Below are 18,187 nucleotides of genomic sequence, written 5' to 3'. Positions count from 1 at the left end.
AGAAGCGGGTTGTTGCAGAATACGACCATTCAGAGGTGTAAAGGGCGCATTTTGCAGGCAGTTGAGCACCTGATGCCGCAGTCTGTCAGCCCAGCGAACGGGTCGCGACGGCCCGCAGACGCGTGACCAGACAGCATGGCGCAGCACATCCGATACCCGCCAGAGCGAACAGAATTCTAACTTATCCACAGGTTCGCTGCATCTATCCACAGGCCGTTCCGGTTGAGGTTGCGGGTAGCGGTCCGGATGACGCAGATGTTGTCCGAATGGTGCAGATGCAGGGTGTCGATATCGTTCAACAATGGCTGTTCCACGCTGTCTGGATAAGTTCGCAGATGCAGGGGAGGGCTGCATCCGTCGGGGGTACAGGGGCAGGGGTGGATGTCGGCTTCCGGTTCCGCGGCAATAGGCTGCATCCGTGGGCGTACACGAGGCTTCATCCAAAACCGGGGAACAGAACCCTGGCAATGATGAAAACGCTTGCCAATGGGGCGTGGCTATTGACAGAAGCCCGTCTTTGCCCGTCAAATAGAGGGTTTCCGGAAAATCACGTCCGCGGCAGCCCAGCTTTTGAGGTGAATCGCGGCCTTTTTTGACGTACTCACCATGAAGCGCACCTATCAACCCTCCGTCTGCCGTCGTAAAAGAACCCATGGTTTTCTGGTTCGCCAGAAAACCCGTGGTGGCCGTGCCGTGCTGCGCGCCCGTCGTGCCAAAGGCCGTCACCGTCTGGCCGTCTGAACACCGACAGCCTCCCGAAGCGGCCCCCCGCATACTGCGGCAGGGGCCGTTTTCGTTTGGGGGAAGACTTTTGCGGTCTTCCCCTGGGACTTTGCTTCCAGCGTGTGTCATGGAGGCATTTGCCCCTGCGAAATCTCCGCCGCGCGTGCAGGACGTGCAGGACAGTCTCCGCATGAACAACCCTTGCCGGCAGTCCCCGAAGGACGTGCCTTCTTCGCCGGAAACTTCATCCCTGCAGGACCTGACCTCGCAGAACCAGGGCCATCCCGGTGCCGCAACGGCCAGAGCGTCCCGTCCTCGCCGAACCGGTGGCAGTACCCTGCGCCTGTCGGGACAGTTTCTGGAACTCACAGGTACTGTCCCGCCGGTCAAGCCCCTTTCCCGCACCGATTCCCTGCAGCTCAGCGTTCCCAAGCGTCTCGTCCGGGCTGCCATGCGCCGCAACACGGTCAAGCGTGTGCTGCGTGAAGCATGGCGACTGGCGCCCGATGCTGCACTGCTGCAGTCCGGCAACCGTGTCTGGCGCTTTCGCCTCAAGGCCCATCCCCTGGGCAGTCTGGCCGCCAAAAGCCAGTACGCCCGCGCCCAGATGCGTCTGCAGGCCCGAAAGGCTGTCTGGAAGGCTGCCCGAAATGCCCAGGCACCGGCCATGCCGCAAGCCGCTATCCAGACCACGACCCAGGCCGGAACGCAGAATGGCATGCAGACGGGGACACCAGCCCGCGACGCAGTGCCGTCCGGCAAGGCCGGCATACCGGCCCGTGCCGCTTCCCAGCCGTCTTTTGCCGACATCAAGCGCCAGTTGCGTGCCGAAGCCGACCGTTTGCTGGCAGATGCCGCCAGGCGCCTGAACGATTTCCGCCAGTCACCCGCCGGATCATTCTCCAGCCGGAGCCGGGCATGACACCGACCCACAGCCCGCTCATCCGTGCGCTGACCCTGGCCATTCGCGGCTACCAGCGCAGCTGGAGCGTGGTGTTCCCGCCCAGCTGCCGCTACTGGCCCAGCTGCTCCGAATACGCCATCGAAGCCCTGCAGCTGCACGGTCCCGCCAGGGGAGGGTGGCTGGCCCTCAAACGCATCTGCCGCTGCCATCCCTGGGGCGGCCATGGCATCGATCCCGTTCCCGGTTCAGTCTCCGCCATGCGTCTCGCATCGTCCGGTGCTGCTTCTTCCTCCGGGGAAACGGCTGGTGCGCCTCCCGTTGACCCGGCAACCCGACGTGCTGCAGGACTTTCGCAAGGCTTCCCTGGCCTTTCCAATGACCTCACGATCCATCCGCCCAGCACATCGAACAGCCTGAACGACGACCAGTATGCGGGCCACTCCGCCGTTTCGCACGCGGAAACCGGTAAAACATGATGCATAATTCTGGGTTACGGTGATCTTTGGGCCCATTCATGGCCACTTCCTGACGTCAGACTTGCGTCAGGCCCGCCAAACCCCATTTTTTCTCTTCACGGGCTGAATTACAGTGCCTTCGGGCCCACATCCGGGGTCAAGCTCGGGTATTCTTCAGCATCTCCGCTCACCGACCATATCCCCCCTACGATGCAGCAGTCCCACAAGACCGTTCTCTGGGTCATCCTTTCCATCTGCCTTGTCATGTTGTGGAACAACTGGCAGGAGCAGCATGGCCAGCCCACCCTGTTTGGCCAGAAACCCGCCCAGACAGCCCAGCAGCAGACCCAGGCCCAGCAGGGCAACGGCAACCAGGCTGCCGGCGCCGACGCCAGTATTCCCTCCGCGCCGGCCAATGGCAGCAGTGACGCCAGTGCCGCCGTGCCGGGCAACGAAGCCAGCCAGCCCGCAAAGGCCGGTGAAACCATCACCCTGCAGAACGATGTCATCAAGCTGGGCATCGATTCCGTCGGTGGCCAGATCAGCTACAGCGAGCTGCTCCACCACATCCACAACACGCAGGATCCCAACAGCGGCAACCTCGTCATCCAGTCCGACCGCCAGGGCACCTACTTCGTGGGCCAGACCGGTCTGGTGGGCGTGAAGGACGCCCCCAACCACACCACCCCCATGACGGTGGTGCGCAGGATCGAAACCAATGGCCAGACCACCGGTGTCGTGCTGGCGGCCGAAGGCGGTGGCCTGCGCATCGAGCGCACCTATCAGCTCTCGCCCGGCTCGTACGAGATCAAGGTCGACAACCGCGTCACCAATGTGGGTGAGCAGTCCGTCTCGCCCGCCCTGTACCTGCAGCTGACCCGCGATACCCACGAAGCCCCGGGTCAGTCCGGCTACTACAAAACTTACGCCGGCCCGGTGGTCTATACCGACGCCGACAAGTTCCAGAAGGTCTCCTTCGACGACATCCAGAAGGGCAAGGCCAAACACTCCGGCAAGGCCACCGATGGCTGGGTGGGCATCATTCAGCACTACTTCGTCTCCGCCTGGGTGCCGAAGCAGGGCCAGGCCCGCGAGTACTACACCCGCAGCGTCGGCAACGGCCGCTATGCTGCCGGCGCCTATGAGCCGCTGGGCCAGATCAACGCCGGCCAGACCGTGGATGTGGGCGAGACGCTCTTCATCGGCCCGCAGGATCAGGACGTGCTGGCCAAGGTCGCCCCGGGTCTGGACCTGGTGGTGGACTACGGCTGGGTCACTGCCATCGCCAAGCCGCTCTTCTGGCTGCTGACCTTCCTGCACGGCATCCTCGGCAACTGGGGCTGGGCCATCGTGGCACTGACCATCCTGGTCAAGCTGGCCTTCTTCCCGCTGCAGGCCGCCAGCTATCGTTCCATGGCCAAGATGCGCAAGGTGCAGCCGCGCCTCAACGCCATCCGCGAGCGCTACGGCGACGACCGCATGAAGCTCAATCAGGCCATGATGGAGCTGTACAAGGAAGAGAAGATCAATCCGCTGGGCGGCTGCCTGCCCATCCTGGTGCAGATCCCCGTCTTCATCGCCCTGTACTGGGTGCTGCTTGCCTCGGTCGAAATCCGCAACGCGCCGTGGATCGGCTGGATTCATGACCTCTCCAGCCCCGACCCCTTCTACATCCTGCCGCTGCTGATGGCCGGCACGATGTTCCTGCAGACCCACCTCAACCCCAAACCGGCCGACCCCGTCCAGGCCAAGATGATGATGTTCATGCCGCTGATCTTCTCGGTCATGTTCTTCTTCTTCCCGTCGGGTCTGGTGCTGTACTGGGTGGTCAGCAACATCTTCTCCATCGTCCAGCAGTGGGTCATCACCCGCCACATCGAAGGCAAGCCCGTCTTCGGCAGGGCAGCGTGACAGCCTGACTGCTTCAATCGCCCAGACCGCAAAACGGCCACTCCTCACCGGGTGGCCGTTTTGCCATTCGTTCCAACCGAGGTGCATCCATGGACAACCGGTTTTCTCCCCTCTTCGAGCCGTTCACACTGAACAACGCCGTCACGATCGACAATCGCCTCGTCGTGGCCCCCATGACCCATTACAGCTCCCACGATGATGGTTCATTGAGTGACGAGGAACGGGCCTTCCTGGCTGGCCGGGCCACCGGTTTCGGGATGTTCATCACCGCCGCCACGCTGGTGTCTCCCGAAGGCAAGGCATTCACCGGCCAGCCCTATGCCTTCCGTGATGCCCACCTGCCCAGCCTCACCGAAACGGCCGCGCTCATCAAAGGGCAGGGGGCCAAGGCCATCCTGCAGATCCATCATGGCGGTGACCGGGCCATCGTGGATGGCGCTGTATCCCCGTCAGGCACGGGTACGACGCGCGCACTTGCCGACAATGAGATCCAGTCGCTGGTGACTGCTTTCGGCAAGGCCGCTGCCCTGGCCATCGACGCAGGCTTCGACGGTGTGGAAATTCATGGTGCCAACGGTTACCTGCTGCAGCAGTTTTTCTCGGCCCAGAGCAACCAGCGCACCGACCGTTGGGGTGGCTCCCTGCAAAACCGCATGCGCTTCCCGCTGGCTGTCGTCGATGCCGTGGTCGAGCAGAAACGCCGGGCGGGCCGCGATGATTTCATCATCGGTTACCGCTTCTCGCCGGAAGAAGCGGGTGATCAGGGCCTCACCATGGCCGATACGTTTGCCCTGGTCGATGCGCTGGTCCAGAAACCACTGCAGTACCTGCACGTATCGCTCTGGGATTTCCACCGCAAGGCACGCCGGGGGGCCGATACCAGCCTTACCCGCATCGAACTGCTGCACCGGCGTATTGCGGGCAGGCTGCCGCTGATTGGCGTGGGCTGCCTGCTCTCGGCCGATCAGGTGCTGCAGGCCCATGAAACGGGCTGGGCGGAATTCATTGCCGTTGGCAAGGCCGTGATGATCAACCCGTCCTTTGCCCTGCTGGTTCGCCATGGCGATACCGGCAGCATTGCCACCGCCATCGACCCGGCGCATCCCGAACGCTACCGCTACCCGGCCAACCTGTGGCAGCAGCAGCTGCGCGGATTGGCCTATCTGCCGCCCCTGAAGGACCGGGACTGGCAACCGGTGAACATCTGATTCCATTCATTCGCATTTTTGGGTTTCCGCCGTGCAAGACAAACGTCCCATCTGCGCCATCGCCACTGCGCCCGGCCAGGGTGCCATCGGTGTCGTCCGTGTTTCCGCGCCGGAAGGCGGCATCATCGAGGCCATTGCACGTGAGGTGCTGGGTGCTTCCCTTTCCGGTGCGGCGCCCAATATGCCGCCTGGTTCTGGCAAAACAGTCGGTATATCGCAGACCGTTTCCGGCATGGCTGTGACGAGTGTGGTGGCACATCGCCCCCTGAAACCCCGCCACGCCAGCTACGGACCTTTCCTGGCCGAAGGCGGCCAGCCCATCGACTACGGCCTGGCCCTGTGGTTTCCTGCGCCGCATTCCTACACGGGCGAGCACATCTTCGAACTGCAGGGCCATGGTGGCCCCGTGGTGCAGCAGATTCTGCTGCGGCGCGTGCTGCAGGTGGGGCAGGCACACGGCATTCGCCTGGCCGAGCCCGGAGAATTCACCGAACGGGCCTTTCTGAACGACAAGCTCGATCTCGTGCAGGCCGAAGCTGTGGCCGATCTCATCGAGGCCAGCACCGAGCAGGCGGCCCGTTCCGCCACCCGCTCGTTGCAGGGCGTGTTTTCCAGCCAGATCGATGACCTGGCCGAACAGCTGCTCACGCTGCGCATGCTGGTCGAAGCCACGCTGGATTTCCCCGAAGAAGAAATCGATTTTCTGCAGAAGGCCGATGCGGCTGGGCGGCTGGACAGCATCGACCAGACGCTGCAGCAGCTTTTCCGCACGGCCCGGAGCGGTGCCCGGCTGCGTCAGGGCCTCAATGTCGTGCTGACCGGTGCGCCGAACGTGGGCAAATCCAGCCTGCTCAATGCACTGGCTGGTACCGACGTGGCCATCGTCACGCCCATTGCCGGCACCACCCGTGATCGTGTCATCGAACAGATCAGCATCGAGGGCGTGCCCATCAATCTCATCGACACTGCCGGCCTGCGGGAAACGGATGATCCGGTGGAGCGGATCGGCATCCAGCGTACCTGGACGGAAATCGAAAAGGCGGATGTGGTGGTGCACCTGCGGGCGGCGGATGAGGTGTTTCCGGCACGTGAGACAGGCGCGGACGTACAGGGGGGCAATGCGGATTATCCTTGCGTGACGGCGGAAACCGGACAGGTATCTGAATCAGGCGAGATTGTGTTGCCTGCACCTGCACCTGCGTCTGCAGGAAGCACGACGGACACTGTGGCTGATCTGGAGCAGGTCATCGATGCCCGTGTTCCGGCCAGTGCTGCGCGGCTGACCGTCATCAACAAGATCGATCTGGTGCCGGCTGGTGTGGCTGCAAGTGCTGGCGTGAAGGGGGAATCCGCACACACGGATGGTCAGCAAAACCAGGGAGTCATGCGCCTGGATAACCCCTCAACAGGCAATGAAATCGACGCCCGGGTAACTTCACCCTCTCTGGCAGCCGGCGTTCAGTCTGTTCTGGTTTCAGGTGACACGGCGAAAGGTGATGCAACCGCGCCTGCGCAGCGCGAAACCCTGTGTCTTTCCGCCAAAACCGGCCAAGGCATCGACGCCTTCCGCCAGAAACTGCTCGACATTGCCGGCTTTCAGCCTGGCCAGGAAGGCGTCTTCATCGCCCGCGAGCGCCACCTGCAGGCACTTTCCGAAGCATTGCAGCACCTGCAGAACGCCCGCCACCACGTGGCGCTGGGAGACCAGTCCCTCGATCTCTTTGCCGAGGAACTGCGACTGGCCCATCAGGCGCTGGGGCGGATCACTGGTGCCGTTACGGCCGATGAGCTGCTGGGGGTGATCTTCAGCCGGTTCTGTATCGGGAAGTGACGACATGCTGAACTGCCCGTCCGGACATGGTGTTCAGAAAGTCGTGGGACTTTTGAAGAGGCCCCCATGGGGCAGGGCGAAACATGCTTTCAATCCACCGGTAAACCGGCATCTTTCAGTCGTCGGACCAGTGCCGGGCGTTTGCCATGTACAGCAAGAAAATGGCGCAGTTTTTTCCTGAATACCTCCGGACTGGAAACCAGTGCATTTCCCTCGGAAAGTTCGCTCAATATGCGCAGTGCCTGGTCATAGCCGGATGCGCAGCCTCGTGAAGCTTCCTGGTCGGCATTTTTCCAGTACCGGTTTTCGTTGTTCATCATCCTGCGCAATTCTGCATGGCGTTTTTGACGCTGCCGGGTTTCATGTTGCCTGCGTTCCTGTTCTTCACGGGCGAGCCTGGCCGCGGACGCTGACTTCGCCAGTTCACGCAGTTCTCCGACTGTGCGCCGGCTGGTATATGATGAAATCATGGGCCTCTGTTGTCTGAGCCATGTCAAGTAACGATTTCTTGCCAGGGAAATGGCTTTTTGACTCTGGTCCGTGACAAGCAGCTGCAGGATGTTGTGCATGTCCGGTACGGTCCAGCCATCGAGCCAGACATTCATATCATGCGTATCGGTTCTGGTTTGTGTCGGAATCCTTGCGCTGTTGACAGCGGCAGCCTCGATGAGATCGGGATCGATTTCCAGAAATTTTGCCAGGGCCTTCTGGGCAGGGGACATCTCTTTCATACCTGGCGGCAGCTCTGGTTCCAATACGAATTTTTTCATTGAATGGCCTGCAGCCAGCCAGCCCAGATATAAAGAACGCATATCACCGGCCATCAGCTCATCACGAATTGGTATCAGGCGCTGCAGCCATCCGGTACCGTCATCTTCTGCGTAGCGGTCGTCGTCAAAGGGTTCGTCGCTTGCCAGCCAGTCTATGATCCAGTGTGTGTTGGTCGAAGTGGCAAAAAGCGAAGCTCTGTTTTTGAATGGATCAATATCTTCCTTGCTGAAGGAAGACTTCGGCAGCTTCAGAGAAAACGTGCATTGCCCCCAGTCGGCCAGATAGACATGAGCGTCGAAGTAGCGCTTCATCCAGTCCTGCGGATCGGCCTTGAGGGCTCCCCAGTGATAGTGATTGGTAAAGCTGTATGGCGTAATGATGCCACGTGTGGATACCGCACGCAGTTTTTCCATTTCCCTGCTGGTCAATGGTCGGTCGATGGCTGCAAACTCGTAGAACTGATATTCGCTCATGTTGCTCGTATGGATGTGTTCCACGCCTGATCATGCGTGGTTACCGGATACTTTTCCATGTGGGCTGATTCTGCCTCATCATGTTCCATGGGGCCAGCATGAGGACGAATGAGTAATGGCTATCCATCAATCACGGAAGACTATGGTAATTTGTAATTTGATTGATCAAATCAAACACAACATCTAGTGTTCCTGTGTTCTAATCACCACTAAATAACGTGCCTTGTGGTGAGGGTCATGCAGCAGCTACGGTTCACATCTGAACAGATCGTCTGGCAGGAGGTACCCGGCGAGGTATCGCTGGCCTTTCTGTTCTCCGGCTGCCTGCTGCGTTGCAGGGGCTGCCACAGTGCGGACAGCTGGAAGGCCGGCCTGGGTAGCGTACTGACTGAAGACTATCTGCAGAGCCGTCTGTCCCGTTACCGTGGCCTGATCAGCTGTGTGCTGTTCATGGGGGGTGAATGGCTGCCGGAGCCGCTGGAACGCCTGCTGGTGGCCGTCACCCGCGCCGGCCTGAAAACCTGCCTTTATACCGGCCTGGAACGTGACGAACTGGAAGCGCAGTCCGGTTGCTTCATTCCCCATCTCACCTACCTGAAGACCGGCCGCTGGATGCCGGAGCAGGGCGGACTGGACAGCCCCACCACCAACCAGCGTTTCATTCACGTGCCTTCCGGTGACGTGCTCAATCACCTGTTCATCCGGGAAGCGGCTCCTGCACCTGCCCGGAAGCGGGTCATTCCCCTTGTCCAGCCAGGGGATTCCGCGTTCCGCTCAGGTGTCCTGCAGGCGGCCTGACAGGCGCCTTCAGTCATCCATGCTTTCGAAGCAGGGTTCCGGTGCATTCCGATGCGGCTGGAACCATGGTTCGGCCCATTGTGCCGGGCCTCTTTCCATCATCGTCATTCATCAGGAGATCCCCATGATTCGGCTGCATCCCGAACAGCTGCGCGGAAAACTGCAATTCATCAACGACTACATCGGCGCCCACAACGCGGCCGACGGTTCCCGCATGGACGCCAATGCCAACGTGACGCAGAAGAACATTGCCACGATGGAAACGGAGCTGATGAAGGATTTCTTCGTGCAGATCAACCGTCAGCTGGTCTCCCGCAAGATTGCCGAATGCTTCGACCAGGCCACTGCCGACGAATACATCCGCCAAATCGAGGCGCATGAAATCTACGTCCACGATGAGACCAGCCTCAAGCCCTACTGTGTGTCGGTCACGCTCTATCCGTTTCTCACGCACGGCCTGACGAAGCTGGGGGGCGAATCCAAAGCGCCCGAGCATCTGGCCTCATTCTGCGGCTCGTTCATCAATCTGGTGTTTGCCATCAGCGCCCAGTTTGCCGGTGCCGTGGCCACCGTGGAATTTCTCACCTACTTCGACCATTTTGCCCGCAAGGACTATGGCGATGACTATCTGACCACCCATGCCGACGAGGTGGCCAACCACCTGCAGCAGGTGGTCTACAGCATCAACCAGCCGGCGGCGGCGCGTGGCTACCAGAGTGCGTTCTGGAATATCTCGGTGTACGACCGCTACTACTTCGAGGCCATGTTCGGGGACTTCGTGTTTCCGGACTTCAGCAAGCCCAACTGGGACAGCGTGGCCAGACTGCAGCTTTTCTTCCTGAAATGGTTCAACCAGGAGCGCACCAGAGCGGTGCTGACCTTCCCGGTGGTGACGGCCGCCATGCTGACCGACGGCGGCAAGTGCAAGGATGATGTCTTTGCCAGCCAGATGGCCCATGAGCTGGCCGAAGGCAATTCCTTCTTCGTGTACCTGTCGGACAACCCGGATTCACTGGCCTCCTGCTGCCGCCTGCGCAACGCCATCGAGGACCGTACCTTTTCCTATACGCTGGGGGCAGGGGGAGTGGCCACCGGTTCCATCAATGTCATCACCCTCAACATGAACCGGCTGGAACAGGACGGGCGTGATCTGGCAACAGAGGTGGCGAAGATTCACAAATACCAGTTTGCCTACCGCCGGCTGATGGAAGAATATCAGGCTGCCCACATGCTGCCCGTCTACGATGCCGGGTTCATCACGCTGGACAAGCAGTTTCTCACTATCGGCATCAATGGCATGGCCGAGGCGGCCGAAGCCTGCGGCATCACCGTGGGCTACAACGACGACTATGTCCGCTTCGTGCAGGATCGCCTGAAAGTCATCTTCGAGGCCAACCAGGCGGCCAGCCGCCATTACGGCGTGAAATTCAACACCGAATTCGTGCCGGCCGAAAACCTCGGTGTCAAGAACGCCCGCTGGGACCGGGCCGATGGCTACAAGGTCAGTCGCGACTGCTACAACTCCTATTTCTACGTCGTGGAAGACGAGGAAATCAACGCGCTGGACAAGTTCCTGCTGCATGGCCGCGAGCTGGTGGACTGGCTCGATGGCGGCTCGGCCCTGCACCTGAACCTCGACGAAGCGCTGCCCGAATCCGGCTACCGCTCATTGCTGGACATTGCGGCGCGCACGGGCTGCAACTATTTCTGCATCAATGTCCGCATCACCATATGCAACGAATGCGGCCACATCGACAAGCGTACCCTGCACGCCTGCAGCCATTGCGGCTCGGACGATATCGATTACGGCACGCGCGTCATCGGCTACCTGAAGCGCGTGTCCGCCTTCAGCAGTGGCCGGCGACGGGAGCATGCCTTGCGGCACTATCACCGCAAGGCGGCCTGAATATAAGGGGTATCGCCGTAGGGGATCTTCGGTGAGCACGGAGGCCATTTGCCTTGTGACCATTCGTTCCGTCTGGCCGTCAACCCCCATTCCTCAGTCTGTCCTGAAATCCACGGATGATCTGGTGATGTGACGATGCTGCAGGCGTCAGGCGTCTGCTTTCTGACTGGCCTTTCTGGAGAACCGGGCAGCGTTCTTCGCCACCGCCACCATCATCCCCAGCCCGTATTCGAAGCTGGCCTCATCCAGTCCGAACTTCGGATGATGGTGGGGGTAGCTAAATTCGGCATTGGACGCCCCGATGAACACATAGGTTGACGGTACCCGGCGTGCAAAGGCGCTGAAATCCTCGCCGGCCATCAGGGGCGGCAGCTCCGTCACGGCATTCCCAAAGCGTTCCTTCGCAATCTCGCGGACGATGGCGGTCTTTTCCGGATCGTTGAATGTGGCGTCGTAGCCCACCTCGTATTCGATATCCCAGGTGGCACCATGGGCCTCGCACAGGCCCTTCAGCAGGGCTTCGATGGCGGCCCGGGCGCGCTCGCGATGTTCAGGCGTCATCGTGCGTACGCTGCCGGTGAGCTTTGCCGTGTGCGGGATGATGTTCTGTGCGGTGCCTGCATGGAACATCGTGTTGGAGATCACCACCCGGTCGTGCGGCGAAAACTTCCGCGACACCACACTCTGCAGCGCCGTTACGAACTGGGCGCCGATCACTACCGGATCGATGCTCAGGTCTGGCATCGCCGCATGACCACCCTTGCCGTGAATGGTGATGTTGTAGGCATCCGTGTTGGCCGTGGCCGGCCCGGCCTTGATGTCGATGACGCCGGTCGGCACCGGCGACACCAGATGCTGCCCGTAGATGAAGTCGAAATCATCGAAATAACCGGTGGCCACCATCTCGCGGGCGCCGCCGGGCAGGATTTCCTCGGCGTGCTGGAAAATGGCGTGGATCTGGCCACTGAATTCGTCGATGTGCTCGTCGATGTACAGGCAGGTGGCCATCAGGATGGCGGTATGACCATCGTGCCCGCAGGCGTGCATCTTGCCCGGTACCTTCGAGGCGAAAGGCAGGTCGGGGCGGTCTTCCTGCACCGGCAGGGCGTCGGTATCGGCGCGCAGGCCAATGCGTGCGCCTGGCCGGCCGGTATCGAATACCAGCACCACGCTGGTGGGCGTCAGCCGCTCGATGCGTGCGTGCTTCAGCCCCTTCAGCTCGTCGACGATGTACTGGGCGGTCTGCACCTCCTCGAAGGATTCTTCGGGATGCTGGTGCAGGTGGCGGCGCCAGGCAATGGCGCGTTCGAGGTAGCGTTGCATGGGAAAACAGGCGGTCGGATTGCGTTGCGCCTATTCTCCCATGGCTTGCCGGGGTGGGTACCGTCTGATCAGAACTTCGCCCGGAACGTCAGCTTCATCATCCGCGGCTCGCCATAGTTGGCATAGCTCAGATTGGCCCAGTAGCCCCATATCGGCGCGGTTGGGTCATTGTTCTGCCGCTGATAGCCCAGCGACACGGTGGTGGCCGAGCCCAGATCGGCTTCCACGATGCCCATGAAGGAGAACTTTTCCTTCTTGTTGCGGTTGTAGAAGGTGTGCTCCTTCTGCGGTGCCACAACGAAACGGCTGCGCACGCTGCCATCGGCCGTGAGCGGTGCGTTCAGGTCGGCTTCCAGCCGGTAGAAGTCCCAGCGGCCCACCGTGGCAGCCACCCTGCCCCCCAGGGTCTTGCCCGGACGCTTGCGGATCATGTTCACCGTGGCCGACGGGACCCCCACCCCGGTCCGGATGCCGTTGGCACCGCGTACCGTATCGACCCGTTCGAGGAAGGCCGAGTCGAACTGCTGGTTGGTGTCATCGCTGTAGACGGGCAGCCCGTCCATCTGGAAGTCCTGAACCCGGAAGCCGCGCACGTAATACACCGGCCGCTGCGGATCGTACAGACCCACCATCACGCCCATCGTGTGGCGCAGCACGCCGTCCACACTGGTCAGCGAGCGCTCCTCGATGGTCTGGCGGTCCATGGTGCTCAGGGACTGGGGCGTTTCGCGCGCCGTCAGCGGCAGGCCGGTGCTGGCCGTGCCGGTGGTCATGTCGCGGGTTGCAGAGACACGGACACTGCCCAGCATGGCGCTGCCGTCATGGGGGTTTTCGTTGTGGCTTTCCGGCTGGCTGGCGGAAGAGGTCGTATCGGTGTTTCCTGCGGGTGGGGTGGTGTCGGCCTGGGCCAGTGCAAACACGGGTGTACCGAACAGGCCGGCCACCAGCAGGGCCAGTAGCGGATTGCGGCGGCGCTGTGGCATGGACGCGTCTGGAGAAGCCGGACGCACCGATGCGCCAGTCGATGCCGGAACGGCAGAAGGCATGTGAGCCATGATGAGGATGGGTAACAGAGGTAAGGGGGAGAGGTATGCGTCGCGGAATCAGACTGATTCCGTTTCAAGAACAGAAGTGATTTTACAGATAAAAGGGAAAGAAATGTCAGGTAACGTTTCATCAGGAGCAAGACAGGTCCTGTTTGTGAGTGGGATCGTGTTTTGTGTCAAATATATCGACAGGCCGGCATTGTTTTTCCCGGGGGGCCGCCCACCATGGCGGGGTGTCCGCTGGTCTGGGTGGGGCTGGTGGCCTGGGCTGTTAGGGTACAGGCTGGTGGGTGGTGAGTGTCTGAATAATTTCCGGAAGAGGTTGTGATGGATAGAGATCAACATGAAAATCTGTCTGAGCCTGGACGGGAACCAGGTGATTGTGACGACCTCAAAAATCCTGTTTCCACAGGTTTGAGGCGTAATGAACAAAAACATCTTTCCGGTTTTGTTTGTGTTTTTGTTGTTGTCTTGTTGTTCATGTTTCTGGTTGGTGGTTTTTTTGGGTCTTCGCGGATCAGTGTGGGTGCAATCGGGCGTTTTCGGGTAGCGGGGGCAGGAAACTGGCAATGACCTTGAGCCTCAGATAGTCCTCATCCCGGTATCCGTAAGCACTGCGCTGAATGACCCGGATCTTGTTGTTCAGCCCCTCCACCATCCCCAGGCTGACCTTGTTCTCGGGTCGGCAGTAGGCGGCAATGCCATCCCAGTGCCGCTCGATCATTTCGGCAAACTTTCGGTACGGTTCAAGACGCTGCCATCGCAGACTCTGTTTCCAGCGCTCGAAGAACGCCCTGGCACCGCGCTCGGTTCTGTAGCTCCACAGCTGCCCAAACGACTCCTTCAGCAGGTAGGCCGTGTTCAGCCGCCGATTGGCTGCCAGCAGCTTCTTGAGTGCCTGCCGTCCCTCCAATGTCAGGTTCTCCCGTGCCGACAGCAGCGTATAGCGCTGCCCCTTGATCCACGACCTGTCCTTGCCTTGCAGACGCCTGTACTCGTCGCGCCTGACCTGATCGAGCGCCTTCGAGAGATGCCGCATGATGTGGAACTTGTCGAACACGATCGCTGCGTTGGGAGCCTTGTCGCGCACCGCGTTGCGAAACGGGCGCCACATGTCGATCACCACAAGCTCGATGCCATCGCTTGCCTTGCTCCCCAGCTGGGCGAAGAACTGCTCCACATCGGCTTGCGTGCGTCCGTTGCCGCCCATCCATATCGGTCTGCCCTGGTCCAGATCACTGACCACCACGCGATAGTCATGCCCCTTTCTGACCGCTATCTCATCGATGCCTATCGCTCTGGGCCTGAGCCGACCGGCACGACGAACCTGTTCCTGCATGTACAGCTTCGACAGATCCTTCACCGTGCTGTCGTGAAGCCGCTCCAGCTCTGCCACGGCCTTGTTGCTCATGCTCGTGCACAACCTGCCGACATGCAGCGCAAAGCGCTCGGTATAGCGTGGATTCTGCGCCAGCCAGTCAAGCCGTTCTACATGCACGCCGCCGCACCCCGAACACCGTACCCGCCAACGTTCGAACTCCAGGTACACCATCCAGCCTGCCACCCGAAGATCCCGCACACGGCACCTCCGCTGGTCGTAACGCCCCCGGCAGCGCTGCCCGCAATTTGAGCAAATGGCCGTTTTTTTCGGCGTCTCAGCTGCACGACTCTCGCCTTGGGGTCCCCGAAGATTCCCTTCAACCTCGCCGATGCCACGAAGCCGGGAACGGACAAAAGTTCCCTCAGACTGCGACCTGTTTTCATGCACAGCACCTCGATCCAGTATCGATGCACGATACGACATCATCATCTGTGCTGTAAAGTCCTTGATTTCAGGCGTCAAACGCCAATTTCGCTCCCCATCTCACCCACACTGATCCGCGAAGACCCTGTTTTTTTTGGTGAAATGGGTCCTGGATGGAGGATTGTTTTTTATTGAAATATTGTCGGTAAAGGCAAATGGGTAATCTGTTGATGAATTTTGATGAAAAATCCAGCGAGAATACTTGTCGGTCAGTATCTGCTCTTTCTTGCAAAACAAAGAAAAGGAGCAAGGAACCGTTTTTTTTGACAGCAGCGCTTGTTCTGCTTGTAATGATCGCTGGTGGCTTCTTCGTTTCGTTGCTCAAGATGGTCGTTTTCGTGATCCAGTACTGGTATATCGTTCTGGGAACGGTCTTGCTGTTGATTGTTTTGAAGAAAACCATTTTTGCGGATCGTGACCATACCTTGCCTTGCAGAGAGGATGATGATTCAGCATTACCCGTTCAGGAAGACGGACAGCGACGGGAAAAACGTTCTGTGCTTCCCCTGAGTGATGATTGGTTCTGGTATCTGGTCTACGCCATTGTGTTTTTGTTCGTGTTTGTCGTCGGGCTTGCAAGCCAGATCGATTCGCTGAGCAGTTTCAGGCTGAATTTCGGCTTTTGAGGTCGTCGAGGTGAATGATCCCGGCCGTCGCCCCAAACTTTGTCGGGCGCCTTCCCCGTCTCCCCTTCACAACACCCCCCTTCCTGTCCGACAATAGCCGGTTTCGCCCCTGCGGGCACGGACCTCACCAGGGTTCGTGGCCCGGGGTGGCCGGGAATGGCCCGATCAGGCATCGGGCCCGAGGGGCTCCCTGTCCGGGAGGCAGCCGTCTGCACGTTCCTGCATAGGGACGTGACCAGGGCTGATCAGGGCCCCGCACCCGGCTGCCACAGCGCTTCTTCACGAGACGAGCAGACAGCGGGCCGTTGATCCTTCTTCGGGTGTTTCCCTGCAGGAAGTGCCACCTGTGGCCGCATGCCGGCTGCGCGGGTGGCAGGTCCGTGGCCGGGTACCCCCGTCTGTCCTGTACCCTGTTTCCTCATCATGAACGACGCACATTCTGCTTCCGGGTCTGTGGCTGCTGCTGACCCTTCCGCTCCGCATCCGGAGTCTGCACTTCACCTGCGCAACAATCCTTACAAGGTGGCCATTGCCTCGATGGTGGGCACGGCCATCGAGTTTTACGACTACTACATCTACGCAGCCGCGGCGGTGCTGGTCTTCAACACCCAGTTCTTCGACAAGAGCGATGACCACGTCGCCATCCTGCTGTCGATGTCCACGCTGGCGCTGGCCTTCTTTGCCCGCCCGTTCGGTGCCATGCTGTTCGGTCACTTCGGCGACAAGATCGGCCGCAAGAAGACACTGGTGGCCTCGCTGCTGCTGATGGGCCTGTCCACGGTGGCCATCGGCCTGCTGCCCAACTATCAGAGCATCGGCATCTGGGCGCCCATTCTGCTGTGCGTGTTCCGGATGGGGCAGGGGCTGGGCCTGGGTGGCGAATGGGGCGGTGCCGCCCTGGTGGCCACCGAGAACGCACCGGATGGCAAGCGGGCCTGGTTCGGTACCTTCCCGCAGCTGGGCGCACCGCTGGGGCTGCTGCTGGCCAATGGGGCCTTCTTTGGGGTGAGTGCCTGGTTCGGCTCCGAGGTGCTGGTGGAATGGGCCTGGCGTATCCCGTTCATTGCCTCGCTGCTGATGGTGGCGGTGGGCCTGTACGTGCGGCTGAGCCTGCACGAGAGTCACGTGTACCGGGAGGCCGAGCATCGCAAGCAGACGCTCAACGCGCCGGTGAAGGAAGTGGTGGTGAAGTTCTGGAAGCCCATCGTGCAGGGCACGTTCATCATGGTGGCCACCTATGTGCTGTTCTACGTGATGACGGCCTTCGTGCAGGTGTACTCCAAGACACCGGTCACGCTGTCGCCGGCTGGCCATGCCATGGGGCTGGGCATTCCGGCCAACACGTTCACCGGTATCCTGATGATCGGTGCCGTGGTGTTCGGCATTGCCACCAGCCTGTCGGGGGTGGTGGCCGACCGCATCGGCCGTCGCCGCTGGCTGATCTGGGTGACGGTGGCCATCATTGCCCTGGGTCTGGCCATGCCGCTGTTCCTCGAGCATGCCACCCCTGCTGGTGTGCTGACCTTCATCGTGGTGGGCATGTTCATCATGGGCTTTACCTTCGGGCCGATGGCGGCGCTGCTGCCCGAACTCTTTCCCACCAATGTGCGCTATTCGGGCTCTTCGCTGGCGTACAACCTGGCAGCCATCGTGGGGGCGTCGGTGGCCACCATCGTGGCCATCGAACTGAACGCCCGCTTCGGGCTGATCGGGGTGGGGGTCTATCTGGCCATCAATGGCGTGCTGTCGCTGCTGGCACTGCTGTCCATCCACGAGACCAAGGACGAAAGCCTGCTGGAGAACCCGGTAGCCTGATGCTTTTCCCGGTAATGAGTGCGGCTGCTTCACTGTTGTGCCGTGCTGAATGATCTGATGTCGTCCGCGCAGGTGAATCAGCTGCACCTGTGGATGCAGGCCCAGCACGGTTACTGGTGGCTGGGGGGCCTGCTGCTGTTCGTGGCGGGCTTCTGGCTGCTGGGTCGCCCGAAGCCCGAAAGACCCTGGCGGGTGCGTTCGCGGCCGCTGCTGACCGACAACGAGCTGGAATTCTGCCACCGGCTGGAAGACGCCCTGCCGGAATTCCGGGTGCTCGTGCAGGTGTCGATGGGGGCTATCATGGAGCCGGATCTGGATGACGAAGAAGTGTCCGAGCCGGGACGATATCTGTCGGTGCGCGGTCGCTTTGCGCAGAAGGTGCTGGATTTCGTGATCGTCGACGATGAATACCGCATCGTGGCCCTGGTGGAGCTGGACGATTCGACCCACGATGCCGACCGGGATGCCGAGCGCGACCGCATCACCGGCATGGCCGGTTACCTGACCATCCGCTACGACAGCCGCAACAAACCGGAGCCGGAAGAGATCCGCGACGATTTCTGGCAGGCCGGGCTGCTGGGGGACGAATGAAT

The 18,187-nt window shown here is 60.7% G+C and carries 15 protein-coding genes; 11 read left to right on the top strand and 4 right to left on the bottom strand.

Going from position 1 to position 18,187, the window contains the following annotated elements; translation table 11 throughout:
* The first annotated feature begins 606 nt into the window (after positions 1–606).
* The 6 genes from rpmH to EHV23_RS10070 all read left to right on the top strand — a co-directional run bounded on the left by rpmH (position 607) and on the right by EHV23_RS10070 (position 7,032).
* Positions 607–741 carry a 50S ribosomal protein L34 gene (gene rpmH, locus EHV23_RS10095; protein ID WP_125095963.1) on the top strand — a complete coding sequence of 45 codons (135 nt, stop codon included), beginning with the start codon at positions 607–609 and terminating at the stop codon, positions 739–741.
* Between the two features lie 172 nt (positions 742–913).
* Entirely contained in the window at positions 914–1,645 is a 732-nt protein-coding gene (locus EHV23_RS10090) for a ribonuclease P protein component (RefSeq protein ID WP_125095962.1), read from the top strand.
* Entirely contained in the window at positions 1,642–2,103 is a 462-nt protein-coding gene (gene yidD / locus EHV23_RS16510) for a membrane protein insertion efficiency factor YidD (RefSeq protein ID WP_125095961.1), read from the top strand. Before EHV23_RS10090 ends, yidD begins: the two co-directional genes overlap by 4 nt.
* Before the next feature lie 189 nt (positions 2,104–2,292).
* Positions 2,293–3,993 (top strand): membrane protein insertase YidC, encoded by a 1,701-nt coding sequence (gene yidC, locus EHV23_RS10080; protein ID WP_125095960.1) that lies wholly within the window; start codon positions 2,293–2,295, stop codon positions 3,991–3,993.
* Positions 3,994–4,082: 89 nt separating this feature from the next.
* Entirely contained in the window at positions 4,083–5,201 is a 1,119-nt protein-coding gene (locus EHV23_RS10075) for an NADH-dependent flavin oxidoreductase (RefSeq protein WP_125095959.1), read from the top strand.
* Between the two features lie 31 nt (positions 5,202–5,232).
* Positions 5,233–7,032, top strand: coding sequence for a tRNA modification GTPase (locus EHV23_RS10070; protein ID WP_125095958.1), 1,800 nt, complete (start codon positions 5,233–5,235; stop codon positions 7,030–7,032).
* 89 nt (positions 7,033–7,121) lie between these two features.
* Here EHV23_RS10070 and EHV23_RS10065 read toward each other — a convergent pair whose 3' ends face one another.
* On the bottom strand, positions 7,122–8,276 hold the full coding sequence (locus EHV23_RS10065) for a hypothetical protein (protein ID WP_125095957.1): 1,155 nt from the start codon (positions 8,274–8,276) through the stop codon (positions 7,122–7,124).
* Positions 8,277–8,513: 237 nt separating this feature from the next.
* Here EHV23_RS10065 and nrdG point away from each other — a divergent pair, with 237 nt between their 5' ends.
* Complete coding sequence (gene nrdG, locus EHV23_RS10060; RefSeq protein WP_125095956.1) at positions 8,514–9,074, top strand: anaerobic ribonucleoside-triphosphate reductase activating protein; 561 nt, start codon at positions 8,514–8,516, stop codon at positions 9,072–9,074.
* Positions 9,075–9,198: 124 nt separating this feature from the next.
* Positions 9,199–10,980 carry an anaerobic ribonucleoside-triphosphate reductase gene (gene nrdD / locus EHV23_RS10055; RefSeq protein WP_125095955.1) on the top strand — a complete coding sequence of 594 codons (1,782 nt, stop codon included), beginning with the start codon at positions 9,199–9,201 and terminating at the stop codon, positions 10,978–10,980.
* Between the two features lie 147 nt (positions 10,981–11,127).
* Here the strand turns inward: nrdD and EHV23_RS10050 are convergent, their stop codons facing one another.
* The 3 genes from EHV23_RS10050 to EHV23_RS10040 form a co-directional block, all read right to left on the bottom strand.
* Positions 11,128–12,303, bottom strand: a complete 1,176-nt coding sequence (locus EHV23_RS10050; RefSeq protein ID WP_125095954.1) for a M20 metallopeptidase family protein — start codon at positions 12,301–12,303, stop codon at positions 11,128–11,130.
* A 68-nt stretch (positions 12,304–12,371) separates the two neighbouring features.
* Positions 12,372–13,286, bottom strand: a complete 915-nt coding sequence (locus tag EHV23_RS10045) for a TonB-dependent siderophore receptor (protein ID WP_238990418.1) — start codon at positions 13,284–13,286, stop codon at positions 12,372–12,374.
* 580 nt (positions 13,287–13,866) lie between these two features.
* Positions 13,867–15,153, bottom strand: coding sequence for an ISL3 family transposase (locus tag EHV23_RS10040; RefSeq protein ID WP_238990492.1), 1,287 nt, complete (start codon positions 15,151–15,153; stop codon positions 13,867–13,869).
* Positions 15,154–15,308: 155 nt separating this feature from the next.
* Between EHV23_RS10040 and EHV23_RS10035 the strand changes: the two genes are divergently transcribed.
* The 3 genes from EHV23_RS10035 to EHV23_RS10025 all read left to right on the top strand — a co-directional run bounded on the left by EHV23_RS10035 (position 15,309) and on the right by EHV23_RS10025 (position 18,185).
* Entirely contained in the window at positions 15,309–15,779 is a 471-nt protein-coding gene (locus EHV23_RS10035; protein WP_125095953.1) for a hypothetical protein, read from the top strand.
* Positions 15,780–16,202: 423 nt separating this feature from the next.
* On the top strand, positions 16,203–17,594 hold the full coding sequence (locus EHV23_RS10030; protein ID WP_125095952.1) for an MFS transporter: 1,392 nt from the start codon (positions 16,203–16,205) through the stop codon (positions 17,592–17,594).
* A 57-nt stretch (positions 17,595–17,651) separates the two neighbouring features.
* Positions 17,652–18,185, top strand: a complete 534-nt coding sequence (locus EHV23_RS10025) for a DUF2726 domain-containing protein (RefSeq protein WP_125095951.1) — start codon at positions 17,652–17,654, stop codon at positions 18,183–18,185.
* Positions 18,186–18,187: the final 2 nt, after the last annotated feature.

It is taken from the genome of Lautropia dentalis, assembly GCF_003892345.1.
GTDB classification, from domain to species: domain Bacteria; phylum Pseudomonadota; class Gammaproteobacteria; order Burkholderiales; family Burkholderiaceae_E; genus Lautropia; species Lautropia dentalis.
Note: the sequence above shows the minus strand (reverse complement) of the source record. Positions and strands in the feature narration are given on the sequence as shown.